This window comes from Arthrobacter sp. DualSoilB13 (assembly GCF_055389195.1).
On sequence record NZ_AP035865.1, the window covers coordinates 1,270,270 to 1,294,351 of the forward strand.

The window sequence follows — 24,082 nt, forward strand, 5'->3', positions numbered from 1 at the left end:
ATACCTAGGTGACTGAACCGAATTCCGAACCCGCCGCCGTCGCGCCTTTGATGGGTGCCACAGATATCCGACGGCTCGCCGAAGAAATCGGTGTACGCCCCACCAAAACGCTGGGGCAGAACTTTGTGATCGACGGCAACACGATCCGCAGGATCGTGGCCGCTGCCAACATAGCCGATGGTGAGACCGTGCTGGAGGTTGGCCCCGGCCTTGGCTCCCTGACGCTCGGCTTGCTGGACGCAGCCAAGGCCGTGGTCGCCGTCGAAATCGACCCCGTCTTGGCGGAAAAACTGCCCGAGACCGTGCGGGCCTGGCGTCCCGAGGCGGAAGAGAACTTCCACCTGGTGCTCTCGGACGCCATGAAGGTCACCGAATTGCCCCTGCCTCCCACCGCGTTGGTGGCCAACCTGCCCTACAACGTGGCTGTGCCCGTGGTGCTTCACCTGCTGCAGCATTTCCCTAGCCTCCAGCACGGCCTGGTCATGGTGCAGGACGAGGTTGCCGACCGTCTTGCCGCCACGCCGGGTTCCAAGATCTACGGTGTTCCGTCGGTCAAGGCTGCCTGGTACGGGCACATGCGCAAGGCGGGTGTGATCGGAATGAACGTGTTTTGGCCGGCACCGAAAATCCATTCAGGATTGGTGGCTTTCACCCGGCACGACCCCCCGGAAACGCATGCAACCCGTGAACAAGTGTTCGCTGTCATTGACGCAGCCTTCGCGCAGCGGCGGAAGACACTGCGAGCAGCACTTGCCGGTTGGGCCGGGAGCGCCTCCGAAGCCGAACGGTGCCTCGTTGCCGCCGGTGTTGACCCCACCGCACGCGGCGAGGTCCTGGACATCAACGCCTACGTCAAGATCGCCGAAGCCCGCCACCCTGTGAGCGCATGAACCCGGGCGGCCGCAAACCCAGCAGCCTCCCGTTCGTGGGGGAGCGCTTCCACGCTCGCACAGTTCGGGTCAAAGCCCCGGGCAAAGTCAACGTCTCCCTGAGCGTGGGCCCGTTGCGGCCTGATGGCTACCACTCGGTTGCCAGCGTGTACTTGGCCGTCTCTCTGTATGAGGAAGTGGCTGCCACAAGTACAGAGACTCCAGGAATCACCGTCAGCATCAGCCCGGACAGCACACTGGACCTTGACGGTGTGGATATCCCCTTGGACGAACGCAACCTCGCCTACAAAGCGGCAGCCATCATGGCCGAAGTGTCTGAAAAGCCAACAGGCGTGCACTTGGAAATCACCAAACGTGTGCCCGTGGCCGGTGGAATGGGCGGCGGCTCCGCAGATGCCGCAGCCACCCTGTTGGCGTGCGACGCACTGTGGAACAGCGGCCTCTCACGCGATGAACTCGCGCATTTGGCGGCCGAGCTGGGCGCGGACGTTCCGTTTTCGCTCCTGGGCGGCACCGCCGTCGGGCTTGGCGTGGGAGACGAACTCTCACCCGCACTGGCCAAGGCACAAATGGACTGGGTGCTGGTTTTTGCCGACTACGGGCTGTCCACACCTGACGTATTCCGCACCCTTGACGGTCTCCGGGATTCCGAAGGCGCCGAGATTCCGGAGCCCGTTGATGTTGACCCCACCATCCTCCAGGCCCTGCGGAACGGCGACCCCGAAACCCTCAGCCGCGTGCTCATCAACGACCTCCAGCGGGCCTCCATCACGCTCGCCCCCCAACTTCGCGACACCATTGGACTGGGCGAAGCGCGAGGCGCCCTCGCCGGCATGGTGTCAGGCTCCGGTCCCACCATCGCGCTGCTTGCCCGGGATTCCGTCGCAGCCGCGGTTCTTGCTGAAGAGCTTGGCCACCGTGGACACAATGCCCTGGCCGTACACGGTCCGGTTCCCGGCGCCCGGATCATCTCCGATACCCTCCTTTAGTACCCTCCAGCTCCCGTACCCCCGCATTCCAGCAGTAGAAAGTAGTACCCATTGGCCCACCTGCTTGGCGGCGAAAACCTCACCGTTTCGTTCGCGACCCGCACTGTCCTCGACGGCGTCACCCTAGGCTTGGAAGACGGCGACCGCATCGGCATGGTGGGCCGCAACGGCGACGGTAAATCGACGCTCATGCGCCTGCTCGCCTCCCGCTCGACGCCGGACTCCGGTCGCGTCACCAAGCGCGGGGACGTCAACGTCGGCTACCTGGACCAGGGCGACGTGCTCGACGGCGACCTGACAGTGGGCGCTGCGATCGTCGGCGACCGCGCGGACCACGAATGGGCGGCCAATCCCAAGATCCGCGAAGTCATGGGCGGACTGGTGGGCGATGTGGACTGGCACGCCAACGTCCACGCCCTCTCCGGTGGCCAGAAGCGCCGCGTCGCGCTGGCCAAGCTCCTCATCGAAGACCACGACGTCATCATGCTGGACGAACCCACCAACCACCTCGACGTCGAAGGCGTCGCCTGGCTGGCCCGGCACCTCAAGACACGCTGGCGCGCCAACCAGGGCGCCTTCCTCGTAGTCACCCACGACCGCTGGTTCCTGGACGAAGTCTGCAATTACACCTGGGAAGTCCACGACGCCATGGTGGACATGTTCGACGGCGGATACGCCGCCTACGTCTTGGCGCGCGCCGAGCGCGACCGCACCGCCGCCGTCGTCGAAAGCAAACGCCAGCAGCTTGTCAAGAAGGAACTTGCGTGGTTGAGGCGCGGCGCTCCCGCCCGAACCGCCAAGCCCAAGTTCCGCATCGAGGCTGCCAATGACCTCATTGCCGATGTTCCCGACCCCCGCGACTCCGTTGCCCTCAGTAAAATGGCCACCGCACGCCTGGGCAAGGATGTGCTTGACCTTGAGAACGTGACGCTGGACTTCCTGGACGGCAACGTGGGGCAGAAGCTCTTTGACAACATCACGTTGCGTCTGGCCCCGGGCGAACGGCTGGGGCTGGTGGGCGTCAACGGCGCCGGCAAATCCACCCTGCTGAAACTGCTTAATGGCGAAATCCAACCGAGCTCGGGCAAGGTCAAGCGCGGTAAGACTGTGGTCACGGCCGTATTGACCCAGGACGTTAAGGAACTGGACGACGTCTCCGATCTTCGCGTCATTGAGGTCATCGAGCGCGAGAAGCGGTCCTTCAGTGTGGGCGGCAAGGAATTCACCGCCGGCCAGCTGGTGGACCAACTCGGGTTTACCAAGGAGAAGCAGTGGACCCCCGTTTCGGACCTTTCCGGCGGTGAGCGCCGGCGGCTTCAACTCCTGCGCCTGCTGGTGGGGGAGCCCAACGTACTGATGCTCGACGAGCCCACCAACGACCTTGATACCGACACCCTTGCCGCCGTCGAGGACGTTCTGGATGGTTGGCCGGGAACGCTGGTGGTGGTCAGCCACGACCGCTACCTGCTGGAACGCGTCACCGACAATCAGATGGCCTTGCTGGGCGACGGCAAACTCCGTGGGCTGCCCGGCGGCGTGGATCAATACCTGGAACTGCGTGAAGCCGCACTGGCCTCGGGCGCCGTTGGGGGCGGCTCCGGTGCTCCGACCGCCGCTACCGGGTCCTCGTCCACTGCCGCCTCTTCCGGTGCCAGCGAAGCCGAAAAGCGCGAAGCCCGCAAGGACCTCAACAGGATCGACCGTCAGCTCAGCAAGATCTCACAGCAGGAAGAAAAGCTCCACACCCAGATGGCCGCTAAGTCCGAATCCGGCGACTTCGATGCCCTGGGGGAGCTCAACGCCAAGCTGCAGGAGCTGCTCGAGGAGAAAGAGGGCCTGGAGCTGGAGTGGCTGGAGGCCGCCGAAATCCTCGGCGAGTAGGGGTGCTGCGGCCTGTCAGTGCCGTTTCGCCGTCGCTTAGACACGACGCATAGGGGCTCCTGCGGTCGCGGGGCGACCTACGGTTCCCGATGCGCCGCGATGCGCTCCTTCGCGAAACGCCACTGACCGCCGATTACCAACGCTCTCTCACATCCCGCGGGTTTGGGGCGATCCCTCTCTCACATCCCGTCGGTTGACGACGCCGGCTCGTAGCCTATGAGCCAGCGCAGGCCGTGGCGGTCCACAACCTGGCCGTCTGATGCACCCCACGGTTTTGGCGCGAGCGGGTCCACGATCCGGCCGCCCTCGGCGAGTTTGTCGAACCATTCGTGGAGAACGTGGGGATCGGCTGCTCCAAGCAACGAGAGCATGGCCCCTTCGATCTGTACGGTCTTCTCGCCAGCCGCTGCGTCAGATCCGCTGAGGGAGACGACTCCGCTGAGGACTCCGTGGGCAATCGCTTCCGGTGGCCCGTCCGTGCGTCCAAAGTCCCGGTACGAATGCAGGGACAGTTCACCACCGAAGACTTCGGCGTAAAAGCCAAGAGCATCTCGAGCTGAGCCGGGAAAACTGATGTAGAGGTGGGGCGCCGTCATGAACCAAGCTTACAAAAGTGCCAGGGCGCGAGGGATGTGAGAGACGGTTGGGTTTTTGTGGGTGGGATGTGAGAGACGGTTTGGTTTTGGGGGTGGGATGTGAGAGAGGGATGGCCGGAAGGGGGTGGGATGTGAGAGACGGTTGGGTTTTTGGGGGTGGGATGTGAGAGACGGTTGGGTGTAAGGGGCGCGGAATAGACCTAGCCTTCGCTGCGGAGCCCGGGTTCTTTTTGCAGCCCGGTCAGGCCGTTCCAAGCCAGGTTGACCAGGTGCGCGGCAACGGCGCGCTTGTCCGGCGTACGGCTGTCGAGCCACCACTGGCCGGTCATCGCCACCATACCGACAAGCATCTGCGCATACATTGCTCCGTCTGAAGCGCTGAATCCACGGCGCGCGAATTCGTCGGAGAGAAGATGTTCCACGCGGGCGGTGACGTGGGAGAGCAGAGTGGAGAAGGCGCCCTCGGGCTGCGAGGGCGGGGCATCACGCATGAGGATCCGGAAACCATCCGTGCGGTCTTCGATGTATCCCAGAAGGGCCAGGGCGGCGCGTTCAACCAGTACCCGGGGCTTGGCTTCAGTGCTGAGGGCCTCGGTGATGGAATCCAAAAGGATCCGGAACTCGGTCTCCACCACCTGCCGGTACAGGCCTTCCTTGGACCCGAAGTGCTCGTAGATCACGGGTTTTGAAACGCCGGCTGAGGCGGCGATTTCCTCGATGGTGGTGCCGTCCAGGCCCCGGGCGGCGAAGAGTGCGCGTCCTATGCGTATGAGCTGTGATTTGCGCTGCTGCCCGGTCATTCGTACGCGCGCTGCCGGAGCAATGGTGGCGCGTGCTGCGGCCTCGGACACAGCAGCCGGCCGGGGGAGTTCAGTGCGGTTGCTCACCTGACCATCATGCCCTAAGTAGGCTGGGGAAGGGCTGATGGGCGGGCTGCCTGAGGGTGGAGGAACCAGTCACGGAGCAGACGCGGGGCGGTCAAGTCGCGAAGCACAGGGTGGTCATGGCAAACTAGTTTCTTGTGTGTGCATCCCGGTGATCCGGGAAACCCTCCGGGCCGCAAGATTCGGGGGACGAAAGCATGCACGGTCCGCTCTGGTGTAATGGCAGCACCCCGGCCTTTGGAGCCGTGGAGTATAGGTTCGAATCCTATGGGCGGAACGGTCGGAAAATGCGCTCCTTCTCTGTACCTGTAGCGGCTCTCACGGTGCCTGGGTCCATTGTTGGATTGCAGCATTCCGAAGCCGGGTTACCCGGGACATACCGAGCAAGGAGAGCCAGTACGTGAGCCCCGAAACCATCGGTCCCGCAGCGGTGATCGTTTTGGCCGCAGGTGCCGGAACGCGCATGAAGTCGCGGACTCCCAAGATCCTTCACGAAATCGGCGGCCGCTCCATGGTGGGCCACGCTCTTCTTGCCGCACGTGCCATTAATCCCCTGAAGCTGGCCTTGGTGGTCCGCCATGAGCGTGACCGCGTAGCCGAGCATGTCACAGGGCTTGACCCGGAAGCGCTGATTGTTGACCAGGACGACGTTCCCGGCACCGGCCGCGCAGTGGAAGTAGCGCTCAAGGCCTTGGATGCCGACGCCGAGCTTTCCGGCACGGTAGTGGTCACCTACGGCGATGTTCCGCTGCTGACTGGCCAGCTCCTTGGCGAACTGGTGGCAACCCACGAGGCTGAGGGCAACGCTGTCACAGTGCTGACCGCAGTGCTGGACGACGCCACCGGTTACGGCCGGATCCTGCGCGCCGACGACGGAACCGTCACCGGTATCCGCGAACACAAGGATGCCAGCGAAACCGAACGGACCATCCGCGAAGTCAACTCGGGCATCTACGCTTTTGATGCCGCCGTTTTGCGCACTGCGCTGGCGAAGGTCACCACAGACAACGCGCAGGGCGAGATGTACCTAACTGACGTCCTGGGCTTGGCCCGCGACGCAGGCGGCCGGGTGGCCGCCGTCGTCACTGAAGACCGCTGGCAGGTTGAAGGGGCGAACGACCGCATCCAGCTCTCTGCCCTGGGTGCCGAGCACAACCGCCGCATCATCGAGTCCTGGATGCGCGCAGGGGTAACCGTGGTGGACCCCGCCACCACGTGGATCGACGCCACCGTCACCCTTGACGAAGACGTCCGCCTGCTGCCCAACACGCAACTGCACGGTTCAACGACAGTGGCGCGTGACGCCGTCGTGGGTCCCGATACGACGCTGACCGACGTGAACGTGGGTGAGGGTGCGAAGGTGATCCGCACGCACGGATCCGGTTCCACGATTGGCGCCAAGGCGAGCGTGGGGCCTTTCACCTACCTGCGCCCCGGCACTGTCCTTGGCGAGACCGGGAAGATCGGTGCGTTCTACGAAACCAAGAACGTCACCATTGGCCGTGGCTCCAAGCTGTCCCACTTGGGCTATGCCGGTGATGCCGAGATCGGCGAAGACACCAACATCGGCTGCGGCAACATCACGGCCAATTACGACGGCGAGAAGAAGCACCGCACGGTGATCGGCTCGGGCGTCCGTACAGGTTCCAACACGGTCTTCGTAGCTCCCGTGACCGTGGGCGACGGAGCCTACAGCGGCGCCGGGGCCGTCATCCGCAAGGATGTTCCCGCGGGCGCACTGGCCCTGAGCCTGGCCGCACAGCGGAACGCTGAAGGTTGGGTCGTTGCCAACCGTCCGGGCACTGACTCCGCAAAGCTGGCTGAGGCTGCGCACGAGTTGACGTCCGCCTCCACATCCTCACAATCCCCGGCAACCACAGAAGAGGGCAAATAGGCATGAGCGAAATTACCGCACACGGCGAGAAGAAACTGATTCTCGCCGCCGGAAGGGCGCATCCGGAGCTGGCGCAGGAAATCGCGAAGGAGCTGGAGACCGAGCTCCTGCCGATCGACGCCTACGACTTCGCCAACGGGGAAATCTACGTCCGTTCGGCCGAGAGCGTCCGTGGCACTGATGCCTTCGTCATCCAGGCCCACCCGGCTCCGTTGAACAACTGGCTGATGGAGCAGTTGATCATGATCGACTCCCTCAAGCGGGCCTCGGCCAAGAGGATCACGGTAGTTTCCCCGTTCTACCCTTACTCCCGCCAGGACAAGAAGGGCCGTGGCCGCGAGCCCATCTCCGCCCGCTTGGTTGCCGACCTCTACAAGACTGCCGGCGCGGACCGCATCATGTCCGTTGATCTGCACACCTCGCAGATCCAGGGCTTCTTCGACGGCCCCGTGGACCACCTGATGGCCATCCCGCTGCTGGCTGACTACATCCGCACCAAGGTGGAAGCTGACAACATCACTGTTGTTTCCCCGGACACCGGCCGAGTCCGGGTTGCAGAGCAGTGGGCAGAGCGCCTGGGCGGCGCCCCGCTCGCGTTTGTTCACAAGAGCCGCGACCTCACCGTCCCCAACCAGGCCGTTTCCAAGACCGTTGTTGGCCAGGTTGAGGGACGCACCTGCGTGCTGATCGACGACATGATCGACACCGGTGGAACTATCTCCGGTGCCGTCCAGGTCCTGAAGAACGCCGGTGCCAAGGACGTCATCATTGCCTGCACCCACGCTGTCTTCTCCGATCCCGCAGCCCAGCGCCTTGCCGACTCCGGTGCCCGTGAAGTTGTGGTTACCAACACCCTGCCCATCCCGGCTGAGAAGCGCTTCCCGTCGCTGACGGTGTTGTCGATCGCTCCCTTGATTGCGCGCGCCATTCGTGAAGTGTTCGACGACGGTTCGGTCACCAGCCTGTTCGACGGCAAAGCCTAACGCCGGACTGCTGACTTAAGCGGGCCATCTGCCGCCTTCGGGCGTGCGGGTGGCCCGTTTTCTTTGGTCGTTTTCAGAAAGAGTGCGATCCGCTGCTAAACTTCTGGGGATACCTTGGCGAGGGAGAGCACATCCGGTCCGCATTATGTGGATCAGGGTTGCGGGTCTCCGTTATCGACTGGGTCTGCATCTCCTTCAACACAGGCGGAACGGCTGCTCGGCGGCCGATCTCAGCCGGGCGTAGAAGATCTCCAGACCTCCGCCCTTGCTGATAGACCAGCCCGGACTTTCCGGGTGACACAGTAATCAAGGAGTACACATGTCTGAGCAGAAGCTCACCGCAGAACTGCGCACCGAATTCGGCAAGGGTTTCGCCCGCCGTGCACGTATGGCCGGCCAGATCCCGGCTGTCATCTACGGTCACGGCGCAGAGCCGATCCACATCAACCTGCCGGGCCGTGCCACCACGCTGGCAGTGCGCGTTTCCAACGCCCTCCTCGCGATCGACGTCGACGGCGAGCAGCACCTCACGCTCGTCAAGGACATCCAGCGCGATCCCGTAAAGCAGATCATCGAGCACGTTGACCTCCAGACCGTGAAGGCCGGCGAGAAGGTTACCGTCGACATCGCCGTCCACGTTTCCGGTGAAGTTGCTCCGGGTGCCGTTGCCAGCCTCGAAGCCACCACGGTTTCCCTCGAAGCAGAAGCAACCCACGTTCCCACCGCCGTCGAGGTCAGCATCGAAGGCCTCAAGGCCGGCGAGAGCATCCACGCCTCTGACCTGGTCCTGCCGAAGGGTTCCACCCTGCTCACCGAAGGCGACACCCTGGTTGTCCGCATCGCTGAAGCCGCTGGCTCGGAAGAAGAAGAAGACACGGAAGCTGCTGCCGAGTAGTCTTCTGACTGTTTGAGGCTTACGCCGTTCAGTGGCCGGGCACCCTTGGGTTCCCGGCCACTTTCTTCTTTGCCGTCCACCGTTTCGGCTGAACCCGCACACACTCCTAGGATGAGACCATGACTGACACTTGGCTGATTGTTGGCCTCGGCAACCCCGGCAGTGAGTACAGCAACAATCGGCACAATGTTGGCCAGATGGTGCTGGATGAACTTGCTTCCCGCATGGGTGGGAAGTTCAAGGTGCACAAAGCCCGGGCCCAGGTGGTTGAGGGGCGACTCGGTATCGGGGGTCCTCGCGTGGTGCTTGCCAAGCCCATGACGTACATGAACGTCTCTGGTGGACCCGTTGCAGGACTGTGCAACTTTTTTGACATTGCCCCGGACCATGTCATCGCAGTCCACGATGAGATTGATATCCCTTTTAACACAGTCAAGCTAAAACTTGGCGGTGGCGAGGGCGGCCACAATGGCCTGCGGGACATTTCAAAAGCACTCGCCACCAAGGATTATCTGCGCGTCCGAGTAGGCGTTGGCCGGCCACCAGGACGGATGGAGACAGCCGATTACGTTCTCCGCGATTTCGCTACCGCGGAGAAGAAGGAACTGCCGTTTCTCCTGGACGAGGCAGCTGACGCCGTGGAACTGCTCATGGACCAGGGCCTGCTCGCGGCGCAACAGAAGCACCACCCCGCCAAAGCTTGAGCAAATCTTGAGGAAAGCCTGAGGAAAGCCTGACGGTCCCGAGGACCTTTAGCCCTACAAACTGCGGGCGCCCGACGGTAGTGTGCATGGTACGCAGGTAAGCGGTGGGGGACTACCGCGAATGTGTAGCTAAGGATGCGGATGTCGGCGGAGTTGCTAAACAGGAGCGGTGGAGGCGCAGCGAGGGCTGCGGCTCCCGATCTGTTGGGCGGCCCAACAGACCGTCAAACATGGTCGCTGTTGGCCCGGAGCCACGATTTGTCCAAGGCGAGCAAGCATCTGGAATCACCCGATTCCTACGGCGTGGTCCTCACGGGGGAGCGGGGGATCGGAAAGTCGGGCCTGGCGAGGGCCGTGGTGTCCTCACTCGGCCCCAAAGTCCACAGCCTCCAGCTGCGTAACACTGTAGCCAGCGGTCAGACCCCCTACGGATGCCTTGGCTTCCTGCTTGCCCGGCTGCCTTCGGAGGCCGTGGGTTCGCCCACCGGCATACTGCACGCGGTCACCAACCTGATCAGGTCAGAGGCCGCCGGCCGGGAGACCGTGTTCATCGTGGACAACGCCGGCGGCATGGATCCCATGAGCACCGGGGTGCTGCTGAACCTTATGGCTACCGGCACCGCAAAAGTCATCGCCACCGTCCAACGCGCCAGTGACCTCCCCGCCGATTTCCACCGGCTGGTCCTTGAAGGAGTGCTGGGCGAGGTTCATCTGAACACCCTCAGCGAGGAACAGACCAAACAGGTCCTCGGCTCGGTTCTTGGCCATTACGTTTCTTCAACCCTGGTGGGTTCACTGCACTCGGCAGTGGGCGGCAACCCCATGCTCCTGCATGCTCTTCTTGAGGAGCAGCGGCATTCGGGCAACCTGGTCCTCAACGACTCCGTCTGGACACTGCGTGATCGGATCAATCTTGAGGGTGCCACGGTGGTGGAGGACTTTGTCCGTTCCAGGCTGGCGCGCGAACCGCAAGCCAGCAGGACCGTCGTCGAAATCCTGGCCTGCGCGCAGCGCGCAACGTTACTGGATCTTGCAGCGATCTTCGGCGCCGACGTCCTGGTGGACATGGAAGAGGCGGCACTGCTGACGATAGAAAAGACCGGTGAGCACTGGGTCTCGCTCCGGGACCCGTATGTAGGAGAAGTTGTCCGGGGTTGGCTGAGCACCCGCCGCATGCGTGAGCTGCGCCTGATGCTGCACGGTCCCAAAGAACCCGAGCTGCAGGCCTTGGCGCCGCAGGATCTCTTGAGCTATGCGGCATGGATGCACGCGTCCGAGGATGAGCCGGCGCCGTCGCCCGCGCATGCGCTTGCGGCCGGGCGGGCGGCGTTGGATGACTACGATCCCAACTTCGCTATCCAATGCACCCTGTCGTTGGACCCTCAGGACAGTGAATGGGTGCCCGGACAGCGTCTGAAGGCTGCGGCCTACCTTATGCTGGACCTGCCACTGCATGCGGCCCAGGCCCTGGATGAAGTGCCCGAATCCCGCATGAGTGCCTTGGACCCCTTGGAGTTCGCTGAAGTCACCGCAGCAAAATGCCAGGCAATGACGTGGATCGACGGACGGTCCGGTATGGTGCCGGGAGTGATCGCCGCCTGCTTGGAGACGCTCGAATCCAAGGCCAAGGACTATCCCGCGCAGGCCATGGCAAAGGCGCGTAACCGCCTGCAGCTATGTAATTACGAGTACAAAACCTTCACTGGTGAGTACGCCGCCATGATTGAGGACTTGGAAGCCGAGCAGGCCAAGGATTCCTCGGAGGACCCTGAACACTGGCTCAAATCCTCCTTCTTCCTGATTGAGGCCCGCTGCATGCTGGGCAGGGAACTGGAGGCGCAACAACTTGCTCGAACCGTTTCACGGCACTTGGGGGACGTGGACCGCCCGGCACAGTTGGAGGAATCCTTCGCCAAGCATGCGTTCCTGGTGCTCCTGCTGTCCGGCCAATGGCGCAAATGTATCGAACTGATGCGCCGCACGCCCTCGGGCTCCTCACGCCTCCAATACAGGGGCGCGCTCACCGAACTGGGAATTGGGCTCGCATTCGCATACGCAGGTAAGCCAGCCAGCGCAATTGAACCCCTGCGATCGGCCGTCGCCCAGCTCGAACTGCGGCCCAGTATGAACATGAACAAGGTTGCTTACGCAGCCACCGCTTTTGCCTATGCTCAATTGGGCAATTCCGTGGAGGCCGGCCGATACCTTGACTTGTTCCGCACCTGCAGGGGAGTGGGGACCTTCTTCTCCGAATCCGTGGCTGAGTTTTGTGCAGAGATGGCCGGGCGCTGGATGGGAGACCCGGACGTGAAGCAACGTCTGTTGGCCCGGGTGCGGAACGACATGGAGCAGCAGCGGTTCACCACCGCCGGCATCAACCTTTTTGGGGCCACAGTGGAAGGCACGGATGAGGAATACCGGCTGCTGGAAGACATTGCCGGCCGACGCCAAGGACCGTTGGCCAAGATCTCCGGTGACCTTGCACGCGGCGCCCTGACGAAGAGCTCGCGCTCGCTGCTTGCGGCAGCAGACGCCGCAGCGGCACTGGATCTGCTGGTGGTTGAAGCCCGCTGCGTGGCCATGGCGCTTGACTTCGCCAGGGACGCCGGCGAGACCACGGCGGCCCGAACGGCACAGCTGCGGCTCGAAAGGTTGGAGCATTCCGTCCCGGCGTTACCGATCCAGCCACGCAGCGACGCGCCGGTATTGACCGAACGGGAACGCCAGATTGCTAAACTCGCGGGAAAGGGTGTCAGCAACCGCGAAATCGCGATGGATATTGGGGTGTCTGTGCGAACTGTAGAAGGTCATCTGTACCAGGTGTTCACCAAGCTCGGCGTATCGTCTCGGGGCGAGCTCAATGGGCTGCTGTGAACTGCGGCGTGCAACTTCCGTAGCCCCGGCGCGGGTTGCCCATGAGGGCTGAGCACCTTGTAGGCCGGGACGCGGAACTCGAACTGGCCATGGAGATCCTGAGGCAGGAAGGCGCCGGGGCTGTGCTTCTGGTTGCCGATTCCGGAATTGGCAAGACCGCCCTGGCAGCCGAAATCGCCGCCCGCCTGGCTGGGGAGATGGTGGTGATGCAGGTTCACGGGAGCCCTGCTTTGTCCGCGGTTCCCTATGGAGTCCTGGCTCCCTATCTGCTGGATCTTCCCGTGGAGCAGGCAACCTCGCCTGTGGCGATCCTGCGCGAGTTCTGGTCCCAGTTCGAGCAACGGCGTGGCGGGGAAGGTGCCCGCCTGCTGCTGATCGTGGACGATGCCCACGATCTCGATGAAGGTAGCACCCAGATTTTGGCCGAGCTGGTCACCGCCGGATGGGCGCGGCTGGTAGCCACCAGCAGGCCCAGGCCCGGCTTGCCTGCGGCGTTGCTGCAACTCTGGTATGACGGATTGGCAGAGCGCTTGGAGCTCCATCCGCTGGATCAGGTCACTGTTACGGAGCTGGCGGAAAAGACCCTTGGGGGAGCGGTCATGTCCAGTGCGGCCGAAGCCCTGCACGCCATGTCCGAGGGCAACCCGTTGCTGCTTCACTGCCTCCTGGAGGACTCCAGGACTGATGGAAACCTGGTCCGTCGAAACGGAGTGTGGCTCCTGACCCGTGCACTTTCCGGGGGCGGGGAAAACCTTGCCGATGTAGTCCGAAACAGGGTCCTGCGTACCAGCGAAGCCGAACGGGAGGCGATGTACGTCATTGCCTTATCCGAGCCCGTCCCTGCCGCGGTGCTGGATACGCTGGTAGGCAGGGACACCGTACGGGCGTTGATGGATAACCGGCTTGTGGTCTCTGCCAACGGACCCGGCGGGCCCCTCAGGATGTGGCACCCCATGTACGGTGAGGCGCTCCGGCAGATCGTTTCGCCCGCCCGCAGCCTGCAGATCCGCCAGCGCATGGTGCAGCAATTTCCAGGAGAATCGTCCACGGAGGAGGGCCTGCTGCGCATGGTGGGCTGGGCCCTGGACTGTGGTGCCGACGTCGATGATGAACGGCTGCTGCAGGCAGCCTTCCTGGCCGCCAAGACGCTCCAGTACCCGCTGGCATTAGCGGCGGCTGCCAAGGTCCGCTCGGAGGAGTTGCGCCCGCGGGCACGCGCCGTCATGGCCATGGTCAAATACAACGACGGCGACTACCGCGGTGCCGTCCGACTGTTGGAGGAAGGCTCCGGGTTCCTGGATGCTGACGCGGCCGGCCCCGTGGGCGCAGGCCTGCTGTGGGCTGCCGCGCGCGCCGCCGCGGGAGACTCGCCGGCTGACATTGTGGCTGATGCCTGGGCCGCGGCAAAAGCCCTGATGGGTGAGCGGGAGTCGTCGGATTCTGTGCTCCAACGGGTCGAAGGGCACGTCCGGGCAGTGGAATTGGCGGTCCTGGCCAGTGACGGCCACTACGAGGAACTCCGCGAGGGCCTGGACCGGTTTGCCGAGAAGTTTGCAACGGATGGCCCCGATCTTGCCCTGAACCGGATATTCCTTCGTGCGATGCAGTGCGAGCTGTTGACGGTGGAGGGCCAAGCCGTGGAGGCGCTGGACGCCGGGCGTGAAGCTTTGCTGCTGTTGGACGAGCACCACCATGAGATTCTCTACATCAGCGACTTCGTGCTGCTGCGCTACACGCTTGCCGCCTTGGAGGCTGGAGACTGGGAGGCAGCCGGGACTGCCCTGGACCGGTACGGTGCTGCCACGGCCAGGGGGCTGATCTATTTTGGCGGTGATCTTGAGGCGCTCAAAGGCTTGTCATTGCTGCGTCAGGGCCGATTGGAGAAGGCCGAGGAACTGCTGACGCCCGCCGTCGAGGCTCTCCGCGTCAGGGACCCGCTGCAGCTGCGAAGCCTTGGAACGGCCCTTGCCTTCTACGCGGCGGCCAGGTCCGGCAACGCATCGCTGGCCAGCCGACTGGAGAGCGAGCAGTGTGGTGCTGCCGCCGGTGGTGCCTACGTTGAGGCCCTTGCGGAGCTGTTCCGCCTTGCTGGCGAGGAACTTCTCAGCAAGGGCACCGGGCTGCCGAAACTTAGTGGTCTACCGGAATCGGGTCATCTTCATCGGCTGCCGGGCATTCTGCTCCAAAACCTGGTCCTCAGGGCTGAAGCCGGGGACGTCCAGGCCTTGGAGTCAATCCAGGAAACGGCGTCGTCGATGGCAGGAAGCTGGGCAACCGGCTGGCAGTCCCTGGCGGCGGCGCAGTTGCGCGGTGAGGGCCAAGGGCTGGTGAACGCAGGCAACCTCCTGGCAGCATCCGGGATGCCCGGGCCGGCCGCCGTAGCGTTCGACAAAGCGGCTGTGACTTTCGACGCCGAAGGCAAACGCCCGGAAGCGCGACAAGCTGCGGTACTGCGGGATGTCAATGAGGCAACCCTGGGCGACGCCCTGGTCCACGACCCCCAAACCGAGGCGGACCGGTCTGTGCCACTGACCCGACGCGAGCAGGACATTGTGGCATTGGCTGTTTCGGGCCTGACCGACCGTCAAATTGCCGAGAAACTCATGGTTTCGGTCCGGACCGTGGAAGGCCACTTGTACCGGAGCTACGCCAAACTGGGTATCCGCAGGCGGGAAGACCTGGGTGCTGCCGTCCGTCACTGACGACGCCGCCTGAGTACCTGCAAAATCGCCGTTAAAGCAGCTGCCCTTGGAATCGCGCGGGATTTAACCAATCAATGGAGTAATGCGCGGGTATTTCGTGTCGCAACCAAGTAGTGCCCTGTCCGGGGACTGAGTACAACAGAGTACCGGCGGGAAAAAAGCGGCCCACTTTTCGAGTACCAACTACTGATGTACGGCATGTTGCGCCCCGGCAGTATTGATCTTGGAAGAACGGTTCAGCCCCAAGCATCACCGGGATTCCGGAAATCGCATCACCCGCATCGGAGGTCTCTTGAGCCGATGCTCCGGCCATCGAAAGGTGGTCCGGCCCTGTACGAAGCCGGCGGCGACAGAGTCTTCTGAGACCGAGACTCTCCCCCCAGCCGCCGCCGGCTTCTAGGACAGGGATCCGCGCACCGCGGAACCCAAAAACCCTTCCCGGATCATGGGACTGCTGCTATTGGAGTGTGCATGTTGCCGGACCCTTGGCTGGACGAAGACACCGTCACGGCCGGTCTGAGGCCATCAACATTTCCCGATAGAACACAACTTCTAAATCTCATCCTCTCGGCAGTCCCGTCCCCGTCCACCAGCGGCATCGTGGTGGTGGGAGAGCGGGGCTCCGGAAAGAGCCACCTTCTGCTTTCCGTCAAAGAGGGACTTCCCGAGACCGTCGACGTCCGCATCTTCAGCGGAAAACCGGAACGCCGGGCCCTTCAATTCGGCGCTTTAGGCGCCGTTTCGGCAGGGGCCGCGGCAGCGGCAACGGCGGCGGGAGCGGCAGCGGCCGACGAGGCCGTGGCGCCGGGCCTGCACGTTCTCCGGGCCCTGACCAGTACTCTGGGGCCGGCCGACTACTTGTACACACCCTCACGCGGACGACGCCGGAACAAGCGGCACGTTCAACCGGCACGGCCGCAGCTGGTCCTGTTGGTGGACGACATCCACTACATCGATCCGGCCTCACTGGCGGTCCTGCTGCAACTCATTCCGGGCTTCGGTGCCACCTTGGTGGCCACGGCGGAAAGCCGACACCCCCTCCCGCCTGATCTATACCAGCTCTGGGAAGACGGCTTCCTGGAGCAGTACTTCCTCCCACCCTTTACCTTCAGTGAGGCACACGCTTTGTGCCAGTCCATCCTTGGCGGGCATGTCCAGCGACGCGCGAGCAGCCTCCTTGCCGCAATGAGCGGTTTCAACGTGGGATTGCTGTGCCTGGCGGTCGACGACGCGCGCCGCTCCGGGTTCCTGGTCCGGGTTGATGGTTACTGGACCATCGATGTCCGGGCCCGCTGTGAATGGCCCGGCGTGGTTGAGCATGTCCGGGCGGAGAACATTTCGCGCCCCCCTGAAGAGCGCCAAGCGCTCGAACTCATCGCGCTCTCAGAGCCCGTGGCGCTTGAGGTGGTGGAGCGTCACTTCGGTCAGAAAGCCATTGAACATCTCCTCACCAATCATCACATCAGGCTGCTGCCGGGCTCGCCCCCGCTGCTCAGCACAAGTTCCTGGCTGCGCGGGGAGGGGACCAGACTGTCCGTGCCGCGCTCGCGGAGCATGGCCCTTCGGCTGGGCGTGGAGGAACCTGAGCTGACTACGGAGACGGCGCCTGCCCTGCTGCGATGGATCACGTGGACCCTGGACTGCGGGTTGAGCCTCTCCGACGAACTTCTCCTTGCTGCCGCACCCGCCGCTGACAGGCCGTCCACCGCCGAGCTTGCTCTGAGGGCCGCCTCGGCAGTGACGGGCGAGGATCACCTGGACGAGGCCAGGCTGGTCAGGGCGCGGGCATTGATCGCCGAGGGCCACCTCCGGGAAGCAGGTCCGGAACTTCGGCAGCTGGCAACCGCGGGCGGACTCCCTGAAGTGAAGATCGATGCCGCGCACCGGTTGCTGGCTCTGGGGCTGCTGGGTGCTGCATCCCTACCTGCCGGGTCTGAGTTCACCCATCAGCGGCCGGGGGAGCCAACTGATGCCGCCCTATTGATCATGAACAATGTGCACGAAGCCGAGCGTCTGCTGCTGTCCGGGGCCGCCCCGGAAGCCTTGAAAAGGTCAACAGCAGCCATGGAAGCCATCAACGCCGATCCCACCTTGAACATGTTCTTGCCGGGCGTACTGCTCCGGCACGTGATGGGCCTGCGGTACAACCTGGCCTGGGAACCGGCGGATCCGCTGGTGGATACTCCCGCCCATTACACCCTGCCGATGCACCTCTCGGCGTGCCTGGACGTCGCCCGCGGTTACGTCCAGCTCAGCCAGGGACTCCCGCGTGCAGCCCGGGCCACCTTGGAACCGGTCCTGGCAGAACTGCACGACGCCGGTCTGCCGCCAGTCCTTGCTCTGGCTGCGGCCCTGCTGGCCTACTCCGAGGCGCTGTGCGGGAACACCCGGCAGGCTTTGGCCAAGGCCCGGCAGAGCATGACTGCGCAGGAAGCCGCCGGGGTGTCCGTTCAGCATGCCTCCGACCAAGCAGCAGGACATTCAGCGGATCCGTCCGGACTCTTCACTCAACATGCACTGGGGGCGCAGCCTGGTCTGTTGACGCAACTCGCTGCCGTGTACGTCGCAGCGGCGCAGGACCAGGTTGCCGGGACGTCAACACACCTGATGGCTCTGGCGGAACATGTGCACGCCCGAGGCAGCATCCTGATGGAGGCAGAGGTGTTCTCCCTCCTGACACTCAACCCGGCCAGTGCCGCCGTCGACGATCCCGCGATCCAGAAACGCCTTGGCGCGCTGGCAGCAACTGTTCATGGTCCGGGCGGGGCCGCATGGGGGACGTTTGCAGCCGCCCTGGTGGGCAACGACCCCAAAGCACTTGAAGCGGCGGGCCGGAGCCTGTCCGCGGACCGGCAGTTTGCCCACGCCGCCCTGTGCTATTCCCGGGCCGCAGCGGGTTACGAGGCCAGGACCCGGGCTGCCGCCAGCCGCCGGGCCTCGGTGCTCCTTGGGAGGCTCCGGGCCGCCTTTGATAGCGGGATGGTTCCACCGCTGGGCTGGGTGCCCGGGAGGGCCGGCGGCTGAACGTGCTGTACGGCACACCCGCGGCACCGCACGGCAGGGGCCACCGTGGGATAATGAGGAGTCCCTGAAGGATTTCCAAGGAGCGTCCCTTGACTGCCGTATCAACTCCCGCCTCACTGCAGCGATCCATGCATGCCATGGACAACGCGGAGGTGTTGCGGATCCGGAATGATTTCCCGGTGCTGGACCAGCTGGTCAACGGCAAACCCTTGATCTACCTGGACTCCGGCGCTACATCGCAAAATCCGCTCAGTGTCATCGAAGCCGAGCAGGAGTACTACGAGCAACGCAACGCCGCTGTTCATCGTGGCGCCCACCACCTTGCCGTGGAAGCCACGGAGGTCTTCGAGGATGCCCGCCAGACCGTGGCGGATTTCATCGGTGCGCAGTACGAGGAAACAGTGTGGACCTCCAACGCCACCGAGGGCCTGAACCTCATCAGCTACGCCCTGTCCAACGCCGCTCTCTGGGCAGCACAGGGAAGGGGTGGGTCCGCGCTGAAGGACCTGGCCATCGGTCCTGGCGATGAGATCGTGGTCACCGAAATGGAACACCACGCCAACCTGATTCCCTGGCAGGAACTGGCGTTCCGGACCGGCGCCACCCTGAAGTACATCCCGATTGCGGACGACGGCACCTTGCAGCTTGATGCCGCCGCGGAAATGGTGGGGGAGCGGACCAAGCTCCTTGCCTTCAGCCACGCCTCCAACGTCCTGGGCACCATCAACCCCGTCGCCGAGCTCGTAGCCATGGCCCGCCGCGTCGGTGCTTTGGTGGTCCTGGACGCTTGCCAGTCCGTTCCGCACATGGCTGTGGACGTCAAAGGACTGGATGTCGATTTCGCCGTGTTCTCCGGCCACAAGATGCTGGCCCCCACCGGGGTAGGGGTGCTGTACGGCAAGCAGGAACTTCTGGATGTGTTGCCGCCGTTCCTGACGGGTGGATCCATGATTACAACGGTCACCATGGAACGGGCCGAGTACCTGCCGGCACCTCAGCGGTTCGAAGCCGGAACCCAGCGCATCTCCCAGGCTGTTGCGCTCGCAACCGCCGTGAACTACCTCACCGAGACCGGGATCGACCGCATCCATGCATGGGAGTCGACGCTGGGCCAGCGTCTGGTGAAGGGGCTTGAGGCAATCGAGGGCATCCGCGTCGTCGGTCCGGCCTCAGGGTCTGAAAGGATCGGCCTGGCAGCTTTCGACGTCGCTGGCGTCCACGCGCACGACGTCGGACAGTTCCTTGATGACCGCGGCATCGCCGTTCGCGTCGGTCACCACTGCGCCCAGCCGCTGCACCGGCGCCTGGGCCTGACGGCAACCACCCGCGCCAGCACCTACCTCTACAACACCACGGACGACGTCGACGCTTTCCTGGACGCAGTTTCGGGTGTCCGGGCCTACTTCCAGGCCTGACACGCGGCACAGGCCTTTGGCCGCACAGCCGTCAACCAACGATTTTCCCCAGAAGAGGCACCAAGCATCATGAGTCTTGACCAGCTGTACCAACAGATCATCCTGGACCACTCCAAGCAGCGGCACGGCAGCGGCCTTGCGGAAACGGGTGCGCCGGACGGTACATCCACCGGGCAATCGCACCAGCTGAACCCTGTGTGCGGGGATGAAGTGACGCTGCGGCTCGCAGTCTCCGACGGAACCGTTCAGCAGATCCGCTGGGACGGTGCGGGCTGCTCCATCTCCATGGCCTCAGCTTCTGTGCTTAGCGAACTTGGCGAGGGCATGTCCGTGGAGGAGCTCCACTCGGTCATCGATAATTTCCGGGAGGTGCTCCGGTCCCGCGGAAAAGTACAGGCAGACCCGGAGATTCTGGGCGATGCCGCCGCCTTCGAAGGCGTGGCCCGTTACGCGGCCCGCGTGAAATGCGCCATGATCTCCTGGGTTGCCGCTGAGGACGCGCTCAACCAGGCCACCGCCTAGCCTCTGGCGGAGCACCTCCGCCTTAGGCGCGGGCAAAAGCGTCAGGTACGCCGTCGCCGTCGTCGTCCCGTTCTTCGTCTGCCTGCACTTGGCGGTAGCGCCGGTTGCGGGCCTTAAGCACGACGGCGGCCAGCAGCGCCGAGATCAAGGAGCCTGCCAGGATGGCCACTTTGGCGTGGTCGTTATGGGCGGAGCCGGCGCCGAAGCTCAATTCGCCGATCAGCAATGAGACCGTGAAGCCGATGCCGGCCAGCAGTGCCAGCCCGAAGAGGTCGATCCAGGCGATGCTGGAGTCCAGGCTTGCGCGCGTGGTTTTGGTGACCAGGAACGTGGTGCCGAAGACACCCACGGCCTTGCCCACCACCAATGCTGCAACAATCCCGAGCGCCACGGGGTCCCTGAGGGCGGCTCCCATGCCGTCCAGTCCGCCCAAGGCCACGCCTGCGGAGAAGAACGCGAAAACAGGTACGGCAAAGCCTGCCGAGAAGGGGCGTAGTTTGTGTTCGAGGTGCTCGGCCAGGCCCTCTGCCGGTTCTCCCTTTTTGCCGCTGGCCAGGACGGGAACGGCGAAGCCCAACAGCACTCCGGCCACGGTGGCGTGGATACCGGAGGCGTGGACGAAGCCCCACGTGGCCAAAGCGAGGGGCAGCAAGAGGTACCAGCTGCGGATCCGCTTCTGCACCAGGAACGTGAAGAGGGCAAGCGGCACCAGGGCGGCCAAAAGCATGAGCGGCTGGAGCCCCGTGGAGTAGAAGAAGGCGATGATGCCGATGGCGATGAGGTCGTCCACCACGGCGAGCGTCAGCAGGAACGTCCGTAGTGCGGCGGGCAGGTGCGTGTTGATGACGGCCAGCACCGCGAGGGCGAAGGCGATGTCCGTGGCTGTGGGAATAGCCCAGCCTTTGAGCGTCTCTCCGGCTGTTCCCAGGTTGAAGAGGACGTAGATCAGGGCCGGCACCACCACGCCACCAACAGCAGCAGCGACGGGGACAACGGCTTTGGAAGGTTTACGGAGTTCCCCGGCCACGAATTCGCGTTTGAGTTCAAGTCCTGCCAGGAAGAAGAACACCGCCAGCAGGCCATCCGAAGCCCAGTGGCCAAGGCTCAATTCAAGATGCCAGGGTTCGTAGCCGATCTTGACGTCTCGGAGTGCGAAATAGCCGTCTGCTGCAGGGGAGTTCGCCCAGATGAGCGCCACCACGGTAGCTGCCAGAAGGAGTGCGCCGCCCACCGTTTCCGTACGGAGAATGGAGAGGATCCGGCGATATTCGGGGTATGTGGAGCGCGAGAAGACTTTGCTGGAGCTGCTGGAGTCGGGCTCGGGTGCTGCGGGCTGGCTCGATGGGTGGGGCACTGGGGCTCCTCAAGAGTGGGCGGGCATTCGCGGTACGGCAAAAGAACCGCCGACCAGACTTCCCGGCACACCACTACCCATCCTACCCAACTGAGTCGCAGTAGTGCGCGTTGTGAGCTCTCAGAACGCGCACTACTGCGACTCAGTTGGGTGAGGATTAGGCGATCAGGCCCGCGATCCCTATGCCCGCCGTCGCGAGTCCGAGCACCATGGAGATGGTGACCAGCACAACGTGGACCGTGAGGAACTTGGTGGCTTTCCCGGCTGCATCGCGGGCGCGGGGGTCCTTCATGACGCGCTTGAGGAACTGCGGCCACACCACCAAGGACCAGACGCCGGCAACGATCAGGACGATCGCCAGGATTGCGGGGATCTCCACGCTAGTGGCTTTCGAGCCAGGCCTGGGCCTGCTGCGACTGGATTCCCAGGGCCTTGCCAACCATGGGCTCTGCGGCATCGGCGATCTTGCCACCGAGGAACGGAACCGAGGAGGTCACGTTGCCTTCAAGCTCGATCCGGGTGCTGCCGCCTTCGGCCACCAGACGCTGCACCGCAGAGACATCGAGCGGAGCGCCGGCGATCTTCAGGTCAATGGTGCTGGACCGTGAACCGTCGGCAGCCGGGGCTTCCCACTTCTCGGTCTGGGTGACCTTGAGCGTTTCGCCAACGAACTTGCGTGCGATGTCCGGCAGGCGCGTGGTGGGCAGCGTACGAACCGTGGTGGTGGTGAAAGCGCCGGCGGTGTCGCCGTCAACGGTGAACGATTCCAAGGAGCCGCCCACGTATTCGCTGGTGTGACGCAGGAAATCCTCGTTGACAAAGACTGCGGCTACGCGGTCAACGCTGTGGGGCAGGGTGGTGGATGCACTCAGGGCCATGGGTCCTCCGTGGATGGTTGTGGTGAAGCTTTTTAGCTCCCAACATCCTACGGTGTCTCGGTGGACACCCCGGAACCGGCCTCCTGAAGGGTGGTGGCCGCCGCGGAAATGTTGCGGGCCATGGAAGGGAAGATGAACCCATGGAAAGGATAAACGCCCAACCAGTAGAGCCTTCCTGCCAAACCGCGGGGGAAGAAGATGGCCCGTTGTTTGTAGAGGCTGCCGCTGCCGTCGGGCTCTACCGACAACTCAAGCCAAGCACCGCCGGGAGCCCGCATCTCGGCCCGTAAGCGCAGCAGGTGTCCACGGTCAATCGCCTCCACCCGCCACCAGTCCACTACCTCGCCCGTGTTCAGGGTCTTGGGATGCCTGCGTCCGCGCAAGAGCCCCGCACCGCCCTGCAACTTGTCCAGCCAGCCCCGGACCCGCCACGCCAAGGGAAGGGAATACCAGCCGTTCTTGCCGCCGATTCCCTCAATAATGGTCCAAACGTGTTCAGGCTTGGCTTCGCTGTGGAAGGTCCGTTCGTCCAGGAACACTTTGTACCCGGCCCAGTCGGGGTCGCTCGGCAGGGGATCAGCGTCAATGCCGGCGTTGGCCCACGTGGTCTCCACCTGTCCGTCCCGTTCCTTGCCCAGAGCCAAAGCGACGGCACGCCGGTAGGGCGTCAGGCCGCCGTCGGGCTGTGGAATGTAACGGTCGACGTCGTGCTCCCGCGACACCGCGTCATGCTGCAGCGACTGCACCAAGGGCAGGGACATGGACAACGGAATGGGAGTCACCAGCGCAACCCACAGGCCAGCGAGCTTGGGCGCGGGCACGGGGAGGGCGATCACCAGTCGCCGCGGGAGCCCACGCTCCACGGCGTACTTGTTCATCATGTCCTTGTATTTCAGGACATCCCGGGACCCAATGTCGAAGGATCGGTTCAGTTTCTCCGGGATGGCAGCCGCAGCTACAAGGTAATGCAGGACGTCGCGGACGGCGATCGCCTCAACCCTGTTATTGACCCAGCTGGGCGCCGGCATGACCGGGAGCGTCTCTGCCAGGTGCCGGATCATCTCGAAAGAGGCCGAACCCGAACCGATGACCACACCGGCCTGGAACACGATGGAGTCAACCGCCGATTCAAGGAAAACCCGGCCTACGGTCTCCCGGGAACGCATATGGATGGAAAGATCCTCGTTCTCCGGGTGCAGTCCGCCCAGGTAGACAATCCTGTCCACACCCGCATCCGCGGCCGCTCCTGCCACGAGCTTCGCCATGGATTCTTCCTTGGCTTCAAATCCGCTGCCGGAAGCCATGGAGTGCACCAGGTAATAGAGCACATCCACGCCGGTCAGGGCAGCGGCCAAGCTATCGGCATCGGAAAGGCTGTCCTGGATGATCTCAACGTCGTCATGCCACGGAACATCGGCAATCTTCTGTGGCGTGCGGACAAGGACCTTGACCTTGTGGCCGGCTTCAAGGAGCCGGGGGACCAGTCGCCCGCCGATGTAGCCGGTGGCGCCTGTGACCAGTACTGTCTTGGTCTCCTGCGGGGTATTGGAATGCGTAGCTTCCGAAGGCTGCAATGGAACTCCTGTGGCTGGGGGTA

The 24,082-nt window shown here is 63.8% G+C and carries 18 protein-coding genes and 1 tRNA gene; 13 read left to right on the plus strand and 6 right to left on the minus strand.

The genetic code is table 11. The features are described 5' to 3' along the window. Positions 1-8: 8 nt before the first annotated feature. From rsmA to ACZ5J0_RS06045, 3 genes are read left to right on the plus strand one after another with little or no spacing between them, the layout of a single operon-like run. Complete coding sequence (gene rsmA, locus ACZ5J0_RS06035; protein ID WP_464094401.1) at positions 9-890, plus strand: 16S rRNA (adenine(1518)-N(6)/adenine(1519)-N(6))-dimethyltransferase RsmA; 882 nt, start codon at positions 9-11, stop codon at positions 888-890. Next, on the plus strand, positions 887-1,879 hold the full coding sequence (locus ACZ5J0_RS06040) for a 4-(cytidine 5'-diphospho)-2-C-methyl-D-erythritol kinase (RefSeq protein WP_464094402.1): 993 nt from the start codon (positions 887-889) through the stop codon (positions 1,877-1,879). The genes rsmA and ACZ5J0_RS06040 overlap by 4 nt, the downstream gene beginning before the upstream one ends. A gap of 51 nt (positions 1,880-1,930) precedes the next feature. Further along, positions 1,931-3,760, plus strand: coding sequence for an ABC-F family ATP-binding cassette domain-containing protein (locus ACZ5J0_RS06045; protein WP_464094403.1), 1,830 nt, complete (start codon positions 1,931-1,933; stop codon positions 3,758-3,760). A gap of 179 nt (positions 3,761-3,939) precedes the next feature. On the opposite strand, the gene ACZ5J0_RS06050 is transcribed toward ACZ5J0_RS06045, so the two are convergent. Together ACZ5J0_RS06050 and ACZ5J0_RS06055 are read right to left on the minus strand one after the other, a co-directional pair. Then, complete coding sequence (locus tag ACZ5J0_RS06050; protein WP_223942099.1) at positions 3,940-4,356, minus strand: VOC family protein; 417 nt, start codon at positions 4,354-4,356, stop codon at positions 3,940-3,942. A gap of 200 nt (positions 4,357-4,556) precedes the next feature. Continuing rightward, positions 4,557-5,156: a TetR/AcrR family transcriptional regulator gene (locus tag ACZ5J0_RS06055; RefSeq protein ID WP_464094702.1), complete on the minus strand. Its 600-nt coding sequence runs from the start codon at positions 5,154-5,156 to the stop codon at positions 4,557-4,559. Between the two features lie 289 nt (positions 5,157-5,445). Here ACZ5J0_RS06055 and ACZ5J0_RS06060 point away from each other — a divergent pair. From ACZ5J0_RS06060 to sufU, 10 genes are all read left to right on the plus strand, one after another. After that, positions 5,446-5,517, plus strand: a tRNA-Gln gene (locus tag ACZ5J0_RS06060). A 123-nt stretch (positions 5,518-5,640) separates the two neighbouring features. Continuing rightward, the gene (glmU, locus tag ACZ5J0_RS06065; protein WP_464094404.1) at positions 5,641-7,134 is read left to right on the plus strand and encodes a bifunctional UDP-N-acetylglucosamine diphosphorylase/glucosamine-1-phosphate N-acetyltransferase GlmU; all 1,494 of its coding nucleotides are present in this window, start codon (positions 5,641-5,643) and stop codon (positions 7,132-7,134) included. Positions 7,135-7,136: 2 nt separating this feature from the next. Further along, entirely contained in the window at positions 7,137-8,117 is a 981-nt protein-coding gene (locus tag ACZ5J0_RS06070) for a ribose-phosphate diphosphokinase (protein WP_011774071.1), read from the plus strand. A gap of 319 nt (positions 8,118-8,436) precedes the next feature. Continuing rightward, on the plus strand, positions 8,437-9,012 hold the full coding sequence (locus tag ACZ5J0_RS06075; RefSeq protein ID WP_142939832.1) for a 50S ribosomal protein L25/general stress protein Ctc: 576 nt from the start codon (positions 8,437-8,439) through the stop codon (positions 9,010-9,012). A gap of 119 nt (positions 9,013-9,131) precedes the next feature. Beyond that, entirely contained in the window at positions 9,132-9,716 is a 585-nt protein-coding gene (gene pth / locus ACZ5J0_RS06080; protein ID WP_142939831.1) for an aminoacyl-tRNA hydrolase, read from the plus strand. A gap of 141 nt (positions 9,717-9,857) precedes the next feature. Further along, entirely contained in the window at positions 9,858-12,590 is a 2,733-nt protein-coding gene (locus tag ACZ5J0_RS06085) for a helix-turn-helix transcriptional regulator (RefSeq protein ID WP_250821495.1), read from the plus strand. Positions 12,591-12,631: 41 nt separating this feature from the next. After that, on the plus strand, positions 12,632-15,292 hold the full coding sequence (locus ACZ5J0_RS06090; RefSeq protein WP_250821494.1) for an AAA family ATPase: 2,661 nt from the start codon (positions 12,632-12,634) through the stop codon (positions 15,290-15,292). Positions 15,293-15,763: 471 nt separating this feature from the next. Next, positions 15,764-18,316 (plus strand): ATP-binding protein, encoded by a 2,553-nt coding sequence (locus ACZ5J0_RS06095; RefSeq protein WP_464094405.1) that lies wholly within the window; start codon positions 15,764-15,766, stop codon positions 18,314-18,316. A gap of 89 nt (positions 18,317-18,405) precedes the next feature. After that, entirely contained in the window at positions 18,406-19,731 is a 1,326-nt protein-coding gene (locus tag ACZ5J0_RS06100) for an aminotransferase class V-fold PLP-dependent enzyme (RefSeq protein ID WP_464094406.1), read from the plus strand. Between the two features lie 69 nt (positions 19,732-19,800). Then, entirely contained in the window at positions 19,801-20,253 is a 453-nt protein-coding gene (sufU, locus tag ACZ5J0_RS06105; protein WP_142939826.1) for a Fe-S cluster assembly sulfur transfer protein SufU, read from the plus strand. Positions 20,254-20,275: 22 nt separating this feature from the next. Here the strand turns inward: sufU and nhaA are convergent, their stop codons facing one another. The 4 genes from nhaA to ACZ5J0_RS06125 form a co-directional block, all read right to left on the minus strand. Further along, positions 20,276-21,607, minus strand: coding sequence for a Na+/H+ antiporter NhaA (gene nhaA, locus ACZ5J0_RS06110; RefSeq protein WP_464094407.1), 1,332 nt, complete (start codon positions 21,605-21,607; stop codon positions 20,276-20,278). Positions 21,608-21,764: 157 nt separating this feature from the next. Beyond that, the gene (locus ACZ5J0_RS06115) at positions 21,765-21,986 is read right to left on the minus strand and encodes an SCO4848 family membrane protein (RefSeq protein WP_142939824.1); all 222 of its coding nucleotides are present in this window, start codon (positions 21,984-21,986) and stop codon (positions 21,765-21,767) included. A 1-nt stretch (position 21,987) separates the two neighbouring features. After that, positions 21,988-22,485, minus strand: a complete 498-nt coding sequence (locus ACZ5J0_RS06120) for a DUF2505 domain-containing protein (protein WP_142939823.1) — start codon at positions 22,483-22,485, stop codon at positions 21,988-21,990. Positions 22,486-22,532: 47 nt separating this feature from the next. Continuing rightward, positions 22,533-24,059 carry an SDR family oxidoreductase gene (locus ACZ5J0_RS06125; protein ID WP_464094408.1) on the minus strand — a complete coding sequence of 509 codons (1,527 nt, stop codon included), beginning with the start codon at positions 24,057-24,059 and terminating at the stop codon, positions 22,533-22,535. Positions 24,060-24,082: the final 23 nt, after the last annotated feature.

Bases quoted from the DNA above. Each gene is read 5' to 3' on its own strand.
- ACZ5J0_RS06055 (WP_464094702.1), bottom strand. From the start codon at position 5,156: ATGACCGGGCAGCAGCGCAAATCACAGCTCATACGCATAGGACGCGCA.
- ACZ5J0_RS06120 (WP_142939823.1), bottom strand. From the start codon at position 22,485: ATGGCCCTGAGTGCATCCACCACCCTGCCCCACAGCGTTGACCGCGTA.
- ACZ5J0_RS06070 (WP_011774071.1), top strand. From the start codon at position 7,137: ATGAGCGAAATTACCGCACACGGCGAGAAGAAACTGATTCTCGCCGCC.
- sufU (WP_142939826.1), top strand. From the start codon at position 19,801: ATGAGTCTTGACCAGCTGTACCAACAGATCATCCTGGACCACTCCAAG.
- ACZ5J0_RS06085 (WP_250821495.1), top strand. From the start codon at position 9,858: ATGTCGGCGGAGTTGCTAAACAGGAGCGGTGGAGGCGCAGCGAGGGCT.
- ACZ5J0_RS06040 (WP_464094402.1), top strand. From the start codon at position 887: ATGAACCCGGGCGGCCGCAAACCCAGCAGCCTCCCGTTCGTGGGGGAG.
- ACZ5J0_RS06095 (WP_464094405.1), top strand. From the start codon at position 15,764: ATGTTGCCGGACCCTTGGCTGGACGAAGACACCGTCACGGCCGGTCTG.
- ACZ5J0_RS06090 (WP_250821494.1), top strand. From the start codon at position 12,632: ATGAGGGCTGAGCACCTTGTAGGCCGGGACGCGGAACTCGAACTGGCC.
- pth (WP_142939831.1), top strand. From the start codon at position 9,132: ATGACTGACACTTGGCTGATTGTTGGCCTCGGCAACCCCGGCAGTGAG.
- ACZ5J0_RS06050 (WP_223942099.1), bottom strand. From the start codon at position 4,356: ATGACGGCGCCCCACCTCTACATCAGTTTTCCCGGCTCAGCTCGAGAT.
- ACZ5J0_RS06075 (WP_142939832.1), top strand. From the start codon at position 8,437: ATGTCTGAGCAGAAGCTCACCGCAGAACTGCGCACCGAATTCGGCAAG.